At 44.3% G+C, this 14,646-nt stretch carries 13 protein-coding genes and 1 other RNA gene; 11 read left to right on the top strand and 3 right to left on the bottom strand.

Going from position 1 to position 14,646, the window contains the following annotated elements; translation table 11 throughout:
* Positions 1-47 precede the first annotated feature (47 nt).
* The 7 genes from aspS to A6K76_RS00325 all read left to right on the top strand — a co-directional run bounded on the left by aspS (position 48) and on the right by A6K76_RS00325 (position 8,289).
* Positions 48-1,820, top strand: coding sequence for an aspartate--tRNA ligase (gene aspS / locus A6K76_RS00360; protein ID WP_066461003.1), 1,773 nt, complete (start codon positions 48-50; stop codon positions 1,818-1,820).
* 246 nt (positions 1,821-2,066) lie between these two features.
* Positions 2,067-2,250, top strand: a non-coding RNA gene (ssrS, locus tag A6K76_RS00355) — 6S RNA.
* 534 nt (positions 2,251-2,784) lie between these two features.
* Positions 2,785-3,489 (top strand): glucosamine-6-phosphate deaminase, encoded by a 705-nt coding sequence (locus A6K76_RS00350; RefSeq protein WP_066461002.1) that lies wholly within the window; start codon positions 2,785-2,787, stop codon positions 3,487-3,489.
* Positions 3,490-3,624: 135 nt separating this feature from the next.
* Entirely contained in the window at positions 3,625-4,386 is a 762-nt protein-coding gene (locus A6K76_RS00345; protein ID WP_066461000.1) for a tRNA threonylcarbamoyladenosine dehydratase, read from the top strand.
* 63 nt (positions 4,387-4,449) lie between these two features.
* Positions 4,450-4,809, top strand: a complete 360-nt coding sequence (locus A6K76_RS00340; RefSeq protein WP_139108620.1) for a hypothetical protein — start codon at positions 4,450-4,452, stop codon at positions 4,807-4,809.
* A gap of 191 nt (positions 4,810-5,000) precedes the next feature.
* Complete coding sequence (locus A6K76_RS00335; protein WP_066460996.1) at positions 5,001-5,501, top strand: hypothetical protein; 501 nt, start codon at positions 5,001-5,003, stop codon at positions 5,499-5,501.
* Positions 5,502-6,138: 637 nt separating this feature from the next.
* Positions 6,139-8,289 carry a methyl-accepting chemotaxis protein gene (locus A6K76_RS00325; protein ID WP_066460993.1) on the top strand — a complete coding sequence of 717 codons (2,151 nt, stop codon included), beginning with the start codon at positions 6,139-6,141 and terminating at the stop codon, positions 8,287-8,289.
* A gap of 39 nt (positions 8,290-8,328) precedes the next feature.
* Here A6K76_RS00325 and A6K76_RS00320 read toward each other — a convergent pair whose 3' ends face one another.
* The gene (locus A6K76_RS00320) at positions 8,329-9,609 is read right to left on the bottom strand and encodes a replication-associated recombination protein A (protein ID WP_066460991.1); all 1,281 of its coding nucleotides are present in this window, start codon (positions 9,607-9,609) and stop codon (positions 8,329-8,331) included.
* Between the two features lie 135 nt (positions 9,610-9,744).
* Between A6K76_RS00320 and cymR the strand changes: the two genes are divergently transcribed.
* The 4 genes from cymR to A6K76_RS00300 all read left to right on the top strand — a co-directional run bounded on the left by cymR (position 9,745) and on the right by A6K76_RS00300 (position 13,424).
* Positions 9,745-10,164: a cysteine metabolism transcriptional regulator CymR gene (gene cymR, locus A6K76_RS00315; RefSeq protein ID WP_066460989.1), complete on the top strand. Its 420-nt coding sequence runs from the start codon at positions 9,745-9,747 to the stop codon at positions 10,162-10,164.
* Between the two features lie 12 nt (positions 10,165-10,176).
* The gene (locus A6K76_RS00310) at positions 10,177-11,313 is read left to right on the top strand and encodes a cysteine desulfurase family protein (protein WP_066460987.1); all 1,137 of its coding nucleotides are present in this window, start codon (positions 10,177-10,179) and stop codon (positions 11,311-11,313) included.
* Between the two features lie 74 nt (positions 11,314-11,387).
* Entirely contained in the window at positions 11,388-12,509 is a 1,122-nt protein-coding gene (gene mnmA, locus A6K76_RS00305) for a tRNA 2-thiouridine(34) synthase MnmA (RefSeq protein ID WP_066460985.1), read from the top strand.
* 255 nt (positions 12,510-12,764) lie between these two features.
* Positions 12,765-13,424 carry a tetratricopeptide repeat protein gene (locus A6K76_RS00300; protein WP_066460983.1) on the top strand — a complete coding sequence of 220 codons (660 nt, stop codon included), beginning with the start codon at positions 12,765-12,767 and terminating at the stop codon, positions 13,422-13,424.
* A 43-nt stretch (positions 13,425-13,467) separates the two neighbouring features.
* Here the strand turns inward: A6K76_RS00300 and A6K76_RS00295 are convergent, their stop codons facing one another.
* Together A6K76_RS00295 and hisA are read right to left on the bottom strand one after the other, a co-directional pair.
* On the bottom strand, positions 13,468-13,824 hold the full coding sequence (locus A6K76_RS00295) for a hypothetical protein (RefSeq protein ID WP_066460980.1): 357 nt from the start codon (positions 13,822-13,824) through the stop codon (positions 13,468-13,470).
* A 21-nt stretch (positions 13,825-13,845) separates the two neighbouring features.
* On the bottom strand, positions 13,846-14,601 hold the full coding sequence (gene hisA / locus A6K76_RS00290; RefSeq protein WP_066460979.1) for a phosphoribosylformimino-5-aminoimidazole carboxamide ribotide isomerase: 756 nt from the start codon (positions 14,599-14,601) through the stop codon (positions 13,846-13,848).
* Positions 14,602-14,646 lie beyond the last annotated feature (45 nt).

Genomic DNA, 14,646 nt, shown 5'->3' with positions numbered 1-14,646 from the left:
GCTAGTCAACACGCTTGATAAATAATAACAAAAGGAGCACAACAACAATGGCTAAACGCACACACGTTGCTAGCGATTTAACGCTAGAACAAATCGAACAACAAGTAGTATTAAAAGGATGGGTACAAAAACGCCGCGACTTAGGTGGTTTAATTTTCGTAGATTTACGCGACCGTTCAGGTATCGTACAAGTCGTATTCGGCGACAACAGCAAAGAAGCGTTAGAGCTTGCAGATAAAATTCGCTCTGAATACGTAATCGAAGTTGCTGGTAAAGTGATCAAACGTGACCCAAGCCAAGTAAATCCGAACATCGCTTCAGGTGAAATCGAAGTAGTAGCAGACACATTAACGATCATTAACAAAGCAAAAACAACACCGTTTGCAATTGAAGATGATGTAGAAGTAAACGAAGACTTACGTTTAAAATACCGCTATTTAGATTTACGTCGTCCAGTAATGTACGATATTTTCAAAATGCGCTCTGACGTAACACGCACAATTCGTAACTTTTTACAAAACGAAGATTTCCTAGAAGTAGAAACACCAATTTTAACGAAATCAACTCCAGAAGGCGCACGTGACTATTTAGTACCATCTCGCGTACACGGCGGCGAGTTTTACGCATTACCACAATCACCACAATTATTTAAACAATTATTAATGGTCGGCGGCTTCGAGAAGTACTTCCAAATCGCACGCTGCTTCCGCGATGAAGATTTACGTGCAGACCGTCAACCAGAATTCACGCAAGTTGACATCGAAACATCATTCATGTCAATGGATGAAATTTTAGAAATGAACGAGCGTTTAATTCAAGCGGTAATGAAAGACGTAAAAGGCGTGGACGTACAAATTCCATTTAAGCGTATGCCTTACACAGAAGCGATGAATCGTTTCGGTTCAGACAAGCCAGATGTACGCTTCGGCTTAGAGCTTGTTGACTTATCTGACCTTGCAGAAAAAACGACGTTAAAAGTATTTACAGGTGCAATTGAAGATGGTGGCGTTGTTAAAGCAATCAACTTCAAAGGCGGTGCAGATACGTTTACGCGTAAAGAGCTTGACGAGTTAGCAAACTTTGTAGCGATCTACAAAGCAAAAGGTTTAGCTTGGTTAAAAGTAACAGAAGAAGGCTTAGTAGGACCGATCGCGAAGTTCTTCGGCGATGAAGTAACAGCTGCATTAATCGAGCGCATGGACGCACAAGTTGGCGACTTATTATTATTCGGCGCTGACAAAGCGAACATCGTACATGACGCACTTGGCGCATTACGTTTAAAACTTGGTAAAGAACACGGCTTAATTGACGAGTCGAAATTCGAGTTCTTATGGATCGTTGACTGGCCATTATTCGAATACGACGCGGAAGAAGGTCGCTACTACGCGGCTCACCACCCATTCACTCGCCCATTCGATGAAGATATCGAGTTAATGGATACGAACCCAGCAGCAGTGCGCGCACAAGCATACGACATCGTGTTAAACGGTTACGAGCTTGGTGGCGGATCACTTCGTATTTTCGAGCCAGAGTTACAAAACAAAATGTTCGAGCTTTTAGGATTCTCTGAAGAAGAAGCAAAAGAGCAGTTCGGTTTCTTATTAGAAGCGTTTGAATACGGCGTTCCTCCACATGGCGGCTTAGCGTTCGGTTTAGATCGTTTCGTCATGTTACTTGCGGGTCGCACGAACTTACGTGATACAATCGCGTTCCCGAAAACAGCGACAGCTTCTTGCTTATTAACAGCAGCACCATCAGAAGTATCACCAGCACAATTAGACGAGTTAAGCTTACGCATTAGCGCAACAGCTCGTAAATAATCATATATGATAGCTGTGCTAATAGTCGATTTTGACTGTTAGCATAGCTTTTTATCGTTGAATCAGATCGTTTTATTCATACAGATTGTACAGCATCTTCGGTATTGTCAATCGACAAAAGGCATTATTTTGAATGCGCTTTCATAAAAGATGTATAAATTCGAAGTCTTTTGTCTCATTTTTTAGAAAACTCGCGCATTTAGTTGAAAAGTTAAAATATGTTGTGATAATATAACGGTAATACGAAACACACTTACTTATACACCAAACTCTCGTGTATTATTTGACCGAACATTTGGACATAGGGAGTCTAACATTTGTGCTGATAGCGAGCATGCCCCATTGGAGCGGGAAGTTTAATATCGCCGTGCGGACACCCACCTGCTAGCGAGCGGGTTCAAAATTAGCGAGGGGTAAGTAAGCTGTGGTTCGTCCTTTTCAGTGAAAGCTCACAATTGCTTCGGCGCTTGTGAGTTTTTTTGTTTGTACAAACTAGTTCTATAGAGATTGAACTTTTGTATCTATATACAAGGTGAGTGAAATTTACAATACGAACGAGGCTCGAAACAACAGGCGGACTCCAGCAGGAAAAGCGCGAGTGGAAAATCGAAAGAATAAAGGATAAACTCGTCGCGTCCATGCGACAACGCTTTTTTGACCAACATCATGTTAACCATCGTGAAAAGCGTCTGCCGAAATGGAAGAACGGTTAAGAACAGATTTTTGGCGAAGATCCTATAAACTAACACCAAAATGTGACAAAAAAGGTGGCTATGCACTGCGAGGTACACAGAAAATTGTCGAACGAGGCAAATTATATGTCGAAATCGTTACAAAATGATAAAAAAAGTATAAAAATGCACGTAAAAAAATATGTACGAACATGTTCATGTAAGCTATTATAAACAACATACAAATGTACATATGCATATATGAACTTAATTATTAGGAGTGACGAACAAAAATGGAAATCCGTTATTTTGAAAATCGTGAGGAGCTTTATAAAGCAGCAAGTAAGCATTTTGAAGAGGCAGTGGCAAACGGTGCACGCACATTCGGTTTAGCAACAGGTGGTACGATGGAGCCGTTATACGAAAATTTACGCAATAGCGACGTAGACTTTTCACAATGTACAAGCTTTAACTTAGATGAATATGCAGGCATTCCGAAAGAGTCTGAGCATAGCTATTACACATACATGCACGAACAATTATTCAACACGAAGCCATTTTCAAAATCATTCGTACCAGTTGGTGATGTGGAAGATTTAACAGCCGCTGCACGTGAATATGAGAACATGTTAAAAGCAAACGAGCGCGACATTCAATTACTTGGTGTTGGTGAAAATGGGCACATCGCGTTCAACGAGCCAGGCACGTCATTTGATAGCGAAACGCACGTAATCGAATTAACACCTTCAACACGCGAGGCAAATGCACGTTACTTTGCATCGCTAGACGAAGTACCGACACACGCTGTAACGATGGGCATCGCATCAATTTTACATGCGAAGGAAATCATTTTAATTGCATGTGGCGAAAACAAGCGTGACGCAATGCAAGCGCTAGTAGAAGGCGATGTAACAGTAGAAGTACCAGTATCGGTATTAAACAATCATCCAAACGTTGTCATTTATACAGACTTACAATTAAAAGTAGCAGTAAAATAATGAACGTTAGGGCGTCCGAGTAATTCGGCGCCCTTTTTCATTGCGATAATGTCGCTTGCTAATTCCGATAAATTTAGTTATATTTTTAACGATGCAAATTTTTGCGCATTTATAATTAAAGGTGGAATGACATTCATGTTACATCAATTTTCTCGTAACGAGCTCGCAATCGGAACAGAAGGGCTTGAGAAGTTAAAAAATAAAACAGTTGCAATTTTAGGTGTCGGCGGTGTTGGCTCGTTCGCAGCAGAGGCTTGCGCACGCAGCGGCATCGGTCGCATCATTTTAGTCGATAAAGATAACGTCGACATTACGAACGTTAATCGTCAGCTAGTGGCGTACTTATCAACGGTTGGCAAGTCAAAGTCAGGTGTCATGAAAGAGCGCATCGCCGATATTAACCCTGAATGTGAAGTAATCGACATGCATATGTTTTATACAGAAGAAACGTATGAGCAATTTTTCGCACAAGGCATTGATTACGTCATCGATGCGAGTGATACGGTTATTTACAAAATTCATATTATGAAGGAATGCTTAAAGCGCAACATTCCGATGATTTCAAGCATGGGCGCGGCAAACAAAATGGATCCGACACGTTTCCAAATTGCCGACATTTCAAAAACGCATACGGACCCGCTCGCAAAAGTTATTCGTACGAAGCTGCGTAAAGAGGGCATTAAAAAAGGAATAACAGTTGTGTTCTCAGACGAATCGCCAATCGTTGTGCGTCCAGACGTTGCACAATACGTAGGCAAGCCTGAAGCGGACATTCGCAAAGCGCAGCTACCACCGTCATCAAATGCGTTCGTCCCATCAGTTGCAGGCTTAATTGCGGCAAGCTGGGTGATAAACACGATTTTAAAAGACGTGAAAATTACGCGCGTGCAAGGATAACAACTAGCTGTACTCGACGTCGAATGAGACGAGAGTGCAGCTTTTTTACTGGAGGATGAGATGATGAGCACTTATTTTAAGCTAATGTACACAGGGGGCAACTTAATGGACGAGTTGGCAACAGTCGAAATTGCGATTGATGTAGCAGCTGAGCGCATTCATGTATTCGATGCATATTACGTTTGTGAGCCGCAATATGACGCAGTGAAGAAAGCGTATTCATTTTCGGATGAAACGACGCAAATGGCACGTGTTTTATTTAAAAAGGAAATTATATGCAGTGAAATAGTAAATTTTAATGATTGGGTTAAAAAAGTTGATTGGGTGTTTTACTGTTCAAAATCATTGCTGCTACGTTGTTTAGGCGGTGAATTTTTGACGTATCCGAAAGAAATAGAAAGTGAGTTTTTGTACAAAAAATAGTAACTTACTATGCATTATTAATTGGAATAAAAAAGAAATAAAAAAGTAGTTATTTGCAAGAAATGTTAATGAAATGACCTTTTTCTATGTTTTATTCACAATTTTGCCTTATTTTCGAAAAATGAGCGACTATTCAGATTGTCGTTGCTATAATGAGGGTAGGGGAAAGAGAAGGATAAGGGGATGAATAAATGAACTTAAAATCAAAGTTAACGGAATTAGACATTATAGCGATGCAAGGACAAGTAGATGAGATTGTATTCAACCATATCGACACGTCGACAAATTACGCGCAAGCATATAAAGAGATCGCGCCAAAATTAGACGAGGCACTACAGTTTTTACAGCGTTATTTAAAAGAAAAAGGGCTTGAGACACCGCCGAGCAATACATATTGGGTTCTTTATGCGGGGCTTGTATCGAAGCTTGCACATTTTAAAGCGTATACGATGTGGAAGTTAGGGCGCGGCTCTAATGAAGAAATTGATCGCTTATTCGTGGTGAGTGCGTTTGTATTGCCAAATAAAAATACAGAAGTAAACGAAGAAGTGTTAGAGGATATGGCTGTGCAATACCGTGCATTTAAAGAAGAGCAAGGTGAAGAAACAACAATCAACTTACATGATGAAGCAATAGCACAAAACTTCTCTCAATCACAATGTCTAGACTACATTATTAAATATTTAATATAAGCAACGAAACGATCCTTTTTTCAAGGGTCGTTTTTTGTTAGTTATGTTAACTATTATCGAATCAGGTCTGTTGATTAGCCATTTTTATACAGCTGAATCTGTTGTTTTCAGTAGCAAAAATGAGATGAAGGCAGTATTGTAGTGGCATGGAGCGTGCGGCGAGACTCCTTGGGGAAAAGCTCGTGCCTCAAGATCCCGTAAAGCGCGACGTAGGAGCGGTGCGGAGGCTTGAGGAAGGTGATGAACGCCACGTCCATGTGGCACCACCTTCATGACAAACATCGTGTTCGCCGCCGAGCCCCAGGAATTTATCTGCGACGAGTAACCGCAGGAGCACATGTTTTTCTGTCTCGAGTAATCGCAGAGACAAAGCGAGCCGCCATACGCGAACTGCCAGTTGAATGGCTAATCAACACGCTTGTTATCGAATATGTGAAGAAAATGGCATTTTACTTACATCTTTATGTGAGGATAAAAATATTTTTTTACGGTAATCATTGTGATAAAGCGTTTCATTGAAAGCGTATACAACTTTCTTTCCACATGTGACATACAAATGTATTTTGTTGAAATACATCACTTGAATCCATAAACTTAACTGTATGAACGATGAATTGCAATGGAAGAAGGGGTGCGCATGGGGAAGTTTGGATGGCTATCATGGAAAGAGGGATTACCGCTATGGGTTTCGTCAATGTTGAACCGCGGAAGCATTGGCGAGCATGAGGAACTATTTGAAAGCATTGCGAAAAATCGCGTGAATGTATTAACAGAATGGGCAGACGATCGTTGGGCGTCGCTAAAAAGCCGTACTGAGGAACTGCAATATGTAGAGCAATCGGCGTATAACGACTATTTACAACATTCGAAAAATCGCAGTACATATTTTACGGAATTATTTTTACTCGATCGACAAGGCGTCGTCTTTGCATCGAGCTATGCGCAACATATCGGCACAGCGTATAACGGTGGTGTGTATCGTCAAGCGCTTGAGGAAGTGTGGAAAACGAAGAAGCCGCTATTGTACGGGCCGTTTATTGATTCGTGGACGGAGGAAATTGGGCGCCGTACTTCGATGTTTCACGATGCAGTAACGCTTTTATTTATTCAACCAATGATCGAAAACGGTGAAGTGACGATGCTGCTTATTGCACGCGTACCAAATGATGTAATGGGCGATTTAATTCAGCGTGAGGCAGGGCATATTTTTTCTGACTCAGGAGATAATTACATTTTCATGATTCGACCATTTTTTGATCGGACGATTTTGCCAGGGACGGCGCTATCACGCAGTCGCTTTGAGGATGCGTCGTTTTCATTTGGGGAGAACTTAAAAGCGGGCGTGCAGACGAAAGAATGGGGCACGGTGAAAATTGAGTGCCATACAGAGTTTGAAATTCGTTTTACGGACCCGGCGACGAACGAGCTACATTCAGGTGTCGCTAATACGATTGCGAACGGTGGAAACTTACAGGTAACGTTTCCAGGTTACGCCGATTATCGCCACATTCCGGTCGTCGGCAAAGGGGTAACGTTTCAAATGCCGCATAGCTTAGATGTGTGGGGCATGATGTGCGAGGCTGATTTAGCGGAAGTGTACCGCACGCGCTCAATCGGCTTAACGTTCGGATATAGCTTTATGACATTTATGTTAACGAACGTCGTGCTATTTCAGCTTATGACCGATTTAAATATGCCAGCTATCGGCATTCTCCTTGTGAACTTTTTATACGTGATGCTCGGTGGCTATTTTTTTATCGAGCGTCGTATAAAGCCGATTGTCGAGCAAGTGCGTACGATGACAAAAGCAGTGCAGCAAATTGCGGAAGGTGGCGGCGATTTAACGAGGCGGATTCCAGAAGATATGCTGACGCGCAACGAAATTGGCATGATGGGGCGCTGGGTAAACAATTTCGTCGATTCGCAAAATCATTTGCTTGCGAAAGTGAAGGAAACGACGACGCGCGTATTGCAAACAAATGTCGTACTGCATGAGCAAACGTCACAAGTGGAAGGGCAATCTGCGCATGTGCAAACGGAAGTGCAGGAAATGTTTGCGGCGATGGGACAGCAGCTCGTCGATGTACGCGAGGCGATGAGCCGCATTGATACAATTCGAGCGACGATGGATCAGCTCGAGCAGCAATCGATGCAGCATTTAGTCGATGCACAGCGACAAGTAGCAAACATTAACGATAAAATGACGACGATTGTAGAGGAAGTAACCGAAGCACAGCTCATTACGAAAGATTTTTCGGAGTCATCACGCAACATTGAAGGCGTTGTGGAATCCATTCGCGCCATTGCGGATCAAACGAATTTGCTTGCATTAAATGCGTCGATTGAAGCGGCACGAGCAGGCGAACACGGCAAAGGCTTCGCAGTTGTAGCAGAGGAAATTCGCAAGCTCGCTAACGAGACGAAAAGTGCGACGACAGAAATTGACGATACGCTGCGCCAAATTGAAGGCAATGCGTTTGCGGTCGAGCAAGCGATTATTCATAGTGCAGTAGAAGTAGAGCGCGGGGCGAGCTACATCGGGGAAGTGCAGCACGTACTTGAGCAAATGTCGCATGAAGGGCAAAGTGAGCAAGCGACCGAGCAAATGCGCGACATCGTCCAAAGCATCGCGGCAAGCAGTGAGCAAAATGTACGTGCCGCGACAAATGTTGAGCAGGCGATGAAGGAGATGCTTGCAATTATGCAGCGCGTGCAAAGAGAAACCGATCGCAGCGGCTTAGTCATTCGCAACTTAGCGCAAACGGTGAATAAATTCGATGTTGGATGAAAATAGGCTAGAAGGCGATCGAAGCCCTCTAGCCTATTTTTATTTTTTAAATTGCTGCAGGCGCTCGTAAATCGTCGCGAGTCGCTTTTCCTCACCGGCAATAACAGGTGTGTAAAAATGCGTACCGACGAGCACATCGGGTAAATATTGTTGGTCGACCCAGCCGCCGAATGTACCGATTGGGTGATTGTGCGGGTATTCGTAGCCGACGTGACCGAGACTTTGTGCGCCTTTGTAATGCGTGTCGCGTAAATGAAGCGGAATATCGCCGGTTTTGCCGCTATGAATCGCTTCAATTGCCGCATCGAGCGCTTTGTAAGCAGAATTGGATTTTTCGCTTAAGCACATGAGCACGACGGCGTTTGCTAGCGGAATGCGCGCCTCTGGTAAGCCAAGTCGCTCGCTCGCTTGAACGGCGGCAAGCACTTGTGATCCGACGTGAGCGTTCGCAAGTCCGACATCTTCGTACGCCATCACGAGCAGGCGCCGATTAACAGCGGTTAAATCACCGCTTTCGAGCAAGTGCGCTAAATAATAAAGTGCTGCATCGACATCGCTACCACGCACCGATTTTTGTAATGCCGATAATAAATTATAAAAGTGCGAGCCTTGCTGGTCACCGTATACGCCGATTCGTTTCGCTAAGCTTGCAATTGTTGCGTCGTCGACAATCGTTTTGCCGTCTCGTTCATCGGAGGCGTAATATACCGATTCAAGGAGCGTTAACGCTTTTCGTGCATCGCCGTTTGATGCGATGGCGAGCTGCTCGATTTGGTCGTCTGTAATGGCAATGTCATAGCGTCCGAGTCCATTTTTTTCGTCGGCTAACGCGCGGTGGATGATAGTAGTCATATCGTCTACGCTTAAGCGATGTAGCTGTAATATTTCACCACAGCGCGAGCGAATAGCAGGGTTAACGTCGTGAAAAGGGTTTTCCGTCGTCGCTCCGATTAATACGATGGCGCCGCTTTCGACGTGTGGTAAGAGCGTATCTTGCTGCAGCTTGTTGAAGCGGTGAATTTCATCTAAAAATAATAGCACTTTGCCGCTAATACGCGCCTCAACGATAATGTCCTCAACGTCCTTCTTGCCCGCTTGTGTGGCGTTTAGCGAGAAAAATGGCAGTTGTGATGAGCCGGCAATGGCGTGTGCAATCGACGTTTTGCCGATGCCTGGCTCGCCGTACAGCAGCATTGACGGAACGTGCTGTTTGGCAATCATTTTGTACAGTGCTGTTTCTTTTCCGAGTATGTGCTGCTGACCGATAATGTCGTCAAGTGTTTTCGGGCGCATGCGGTATGGTAATGGTTCAATTGCCATGTTCTCACCCCTTTATATGTGGTAGTATAACATTTGAAAAAAGCGTTGCCAAAAGCATCGTGCGCATCAATTATGCTATAATAAAAGAGATAGGATTTATAGGTAATAACGATAAAAAATTTGAGGTGTTGGAACATGAAAATTTCTACAAAAGGACGATACGGCTTAACGATTATGATTGAGCTAGCAAAACATTACGGACAAGGACCGCTGCCACTACGTCAAATTGCGGCAGAAAAGAGCTTGTCAGAGGCATACTTAGAACAGCTCGTCTCACCTTTGCGCAACTCAGGACTTGTAAAAAGTGTGCGCGGTGCATACGGCGGTTACATGCTAGCACATCCACCAGCAGAAATTTCAGCCGCGGACGTCATTCGCGTGCTAGAAGGTCCGATTCAGCCGGTTGAAGGCATTGAAGAGGAAGAATCACCGCAGCGCGAGCTTTGGATTCGAATTCGTGATGCGGTGAAAAACGTACTCGATACGACGAGCTTAGAAGATTTAGCGACACATACAGATTCAGAGCCACTCGATGGTTATATGTTCTATATTTAAGGAGAGTTACAAATGAACGAAATTTATCTTGATCATGCTGCCACAACGCCGATGTCTGAGCACGTCATTGCGGCGATGACAGAAGCGATGCGCGACGTATATGGAAACGCCTCAAGCATTCACGGTGCAGGTCGAACAGCACGAAAAGCGCTCGATGAAGCACGCGCTACACTCGCACGATCGATCGGTGCAAAGCCAAACGAAATACTATTAACGAGCGGTGGGACAGAGGCGGACAACACGGCTATTTTCGGTGTAGCTGCTGCTCGTCAACACGAAGGTAAACATATTATTACGACGCAAATTGAGCATCACGCCGTACTTCATGCGTGCGCACAGCTCGAAAAGCAAGGGTATGACGTAACGTATTTACCTGTAAATGAAAAAGGTGTTGTCGCAGTAAAGGACGTACAACGTGCACTGCGAGATGATACGATTTTAGTAACGATTATGTACGGCAATAACGAAGTCGGCTCCGTTCAACCAATCGCTGCAATTGGCGAGCTGTTACAAGCGCATACGGCAACGTTTCATACAGATGCAGTGCAAGCATACGGCATTGTGCCACTTGACGTCGATGCGCTGCGTGTCGATTTATTAAGCGTGTCTGCACATAAGTTAAACGGTCCTAAAGGTATCGGGTTTTTATATGTGCGTGCAGGTGTGAAATGTGTGAATTTACTATACGGTGGTTCACAGGAGCGTAAACGTCGCGCTGGCACAGAAAACGTACCAGCAGCAGTTGGCTTTGCGGTCGCAGTAGACGAAGCAATCGCAAAACGCGACGAGGCGAACGCGGCGTATAAACGTTACCGCGAACTGTTAACGACGACGTTTACGAACGCAGGGCTCAACTTCCGTGTCAACGGAGAAGAAGGTTTGCTGCATGTGCTGAACGTGACGTTTGTTGGCACAGACGTGGAGTCGTTTTTAATTAATTTAGATATGAGCGGCGTGCTCGTGTCGAGTGGCTCTGCTTGTACAGCGGGCGCGATCGATCCGTCGCACGTATTAGTCGCCATGTTTGGCAGCGATGCAGAGGAACTGCGCAGCTCGATTCGATTTAGCTTCGGGCAAGGGCTGTCAGATGAAATAATTCAAGAAGCGGCAAATCGAGTAGTTGCTATTGTGCAGCGACTTGTGAAATAATAAGGATTGCCCTCGGGTAAATAAAGACTTCGCGCCTTTTACGCGATTTTGTCTAAACGAAAAGGTGAAATAGCATGAATGAAACGAAAGACCGTTCACAAATCCGTGTCGTAGTCGGCATGTCTGGCGGTGTAGACTCGTCTGTTACCGCATATTTATTAAAGGAGCAAGGCTATGATGTAGTCGGCATCTTTATGAAAAACTGGGACGATACAGATGAAAACGGCGTATGTACAGCGACGGAAGATTACGAGGACGTGATTGCGGTTTGTAACGAAATCGGCATTCCGTACTACGCAGTGAACTTTGAAAAGCAATATTGGGATAAAGTATTTACGTACTTCCTTGAAGAATATAAAGCAGGTCGTACACCGAACCCAGACGTCATGTGCAATAAGGAAATTAAGTTTAAAGCGTTCCTTGAGCATGCGATGAATCTCGGGGCAGATTATTTAGCGACAGGTCACTATGCGCGTGTAGACCGAACTGGTGATACGGTAAAAATGCTGCGTGGTGTGGACAACAATAAAGATCAAACGTACTTCTTAAACCAGTTATCACAGGAGCAGCTAAAGCACGTCATGTTCCCAATCGGTGATATTGAGAAGAAAGAAGTGCGCGCCATCGCTGAAAAAGCAGGCTTAGCGACAGCGAAGAAAAAAGATTCAACAGGTATTTGCTTCATCGGCGAGCGCAACTTTAAAGAATTTTTATCGCAATATTTACCAGCACAGCCAGGCAATATGGAAACGTTTGATGGCGACGTAAAAGGGACGCATGACGGCTTAATGTATTACACGTTAGGTCAGCGTCACGGCTTAGGCATCGGCGGCGACGGGGAGCCTTGGTTCGTGCTCGGAAAAGACTTAGCACGCAACGTATTATACGTTGGGCAAGGGTTTGAAAACGATAAATTGTACTCGCATGCGTTAACAGCGGTGAAGCTAAGCTTTACGACAGACGAAGCGCGCCCGCAAACATTTAACTGCACGGCGAAATTCCGCTATCGTCAGCAAGATTCACCAGTGACGGTGGAAATGCGCGAAGATGGCTCAGCGCTCATTACGTTTGACGAGCCACAGCGCGCCATTACACCGGGGCAAGCAGTTGTATTATACGACGGTGACGAGTGCATCGGCGGCGGCACAATTGATACGGTCATTAAAAACGGTGAAACGTTAACATACGTAGGGTAAACATTCGGTAGAGGGGACACTCTCTGCCGATTTTTCAAATGGACAAAAGGTTGTGTATTCATATAGTGCTGACATCGTTTTTAAAAGTCGGCAGTATGGTTGTTGCTTGGCGTATGCAGCGAGACTCCTAGGGGAATAGCTCGTGCCTCAAGACCCCGCAGACGCGGAGAGCGTCGAGGAGGCTTGAGCCGAGCCCCAGGAACGCGAGCTGCAACACGCGGCGAATACTCAACCGATTCAAATGGAGGAATAATGATGGATTTTAACGAACAAGGTATTCAAGCAATTCAAGAACGTCGCTATGAAGATGCGGCAAAATATTTCACACAAGCAATTGAAGCGGAGCCAGAAAACGCAGTCGGCTACGTCAATTTCGGCAACTTGCTTGCGACGATGAACGAGGTAGAACGTGCAGAGCGCTTCTTCCAAAAAGCGATTACGCTAGATGAGCAAGCGGCAACAGCATTTTACGGCTTAGCGAACCTTTACTTCAACAGTGAGCGTTTTGTCGAAGCGGCAAAGCTTTACCAAAAAGCAATCGACGCTGGCATTGAAGGGGCAGACGCATACTTCATGCTTGCAAAATGCTTCGAGCGTGAGGAAAATTACAAGCTAGCGTTACCGTTTATGCAACGCGCAGCTGAAATTTCACCAGAGGACGTGCAAATTCGTTTATCATACGGCATTTTATTATGTACGATGGAGCTATTTACAGAAGCGAAGGCAGAGCTAGATTTCGTTATTGAAGAAGATTGGAACAACGCAGATGCGCACTACAACTTAGGCATCTTATATGCGGTATCAACAGATCAGCTAGATGATGCGTTATATCATTTAAAGCAAGCGTTCACGCTACAGCCAGAATTTTTACAGGCGCAAGAAATTTACAACATGTTATTACAAAAGAAAAATTAAACGACAAAACGCTGCCCGGGTTCACTCGGACAGCGTTTTGTCGTTATTTCGCCACTTCGTCTGGGCGTGGTGCTTTCGTTTCGGGTGTTGCTACTTCTTCCTTTAACACCGTTTGAATTTCTACATTTAGCTTATATAGCTTATTAAACTCGCGTACAAATTCCTCAAGCTTTAAGTTTGCCTCGATGTATGGTGCCGTTTCGCAATCTTGAATAAGCCCACACGTTGCTTTTAATGACTTCGAAAACTCAAGCAGCATGCGCTCATTGTCTAAATGCACAATGATTGCTTCTTCATCTTCTACTTGTTCGCGGTCGATTTTGAAATATTTGCCGTCAATAATACGTTCTAAATTTGTTTCTTCAAATGGAAATTTAAAATGTCCATAAATTAAATTCATTGCTCGTTCCTCCAGAAAAAATTATTGTGCACAATAAGCGACAACGTCATCGTATGCGAGGTCGCCTCCAAAAATCGATAATGCGCTGCCAATTGTGACGTGCAGCTTGCCATTTGCGAGCTCGTTAAATTCGCGCAAGTCCTCTAATGAACGCACGCCCCCTGCATACGTCGTCGGAATCGTTACCCACTGTGCTAAGTCGCGCACAAGTTCATGCTGCATGCCGCTCTTTTTGCCTTCTACGTCTACTGCATGAATTAAAAACTCATCGCAATAATTCGCAAGCTCCTTCATTGATTGCTCGTTGACGATGAAATCGCTAAACGTCGTCCATTTATTCGTCACGACATACCATTGCCCGTCCTTTTTGCGGCAGCTTAAATCTAACACGATGCGCTCCTTGCCAACTGCTGCGACTAGCTTGTTAAGTCGTTCTAAATCAAGCAAGCCGTCGTGGAAAATGTAAGATGTCACAATGACGTGTGAAGCACCAGCATCGATGTATTGCTTCGCATTGTCTGCTGTAATACCACCGCCAATTTGTAGTCCACCGGGATATGCAGCGAGCGCCGACATTGCGGCTTCTTCATTGCCTCCACCAAGCATAATGACATGGCCACCTGTTAAGTGATCTTTTTGAAATAGCTTTGCATAATAGCTTGAATCGTGCTGTGACACGAAGTTTTCGACAACCTCTTTGTTTTCATAACCGAGCGTGCTACCTACAATTTGCTTTACTTTACCGCCGTGTAAGTCAATACAAGGTCTAAATTCCATACTTTCCACCCTCTCTATGTTTACATTATCTTAATTTTTGAATAT

It is taken from the genome of Caryophanon latum, assembly GCF_001700325.1.
Lineage (GTDB): Bacteria > Bacillota > Bacilli > Bacillales_A > Planococcaceae > Caryophanon > Caryophanon latum.
This window is presented reverse-complemented; position numbering and strand designations above follow the sequence as displayed.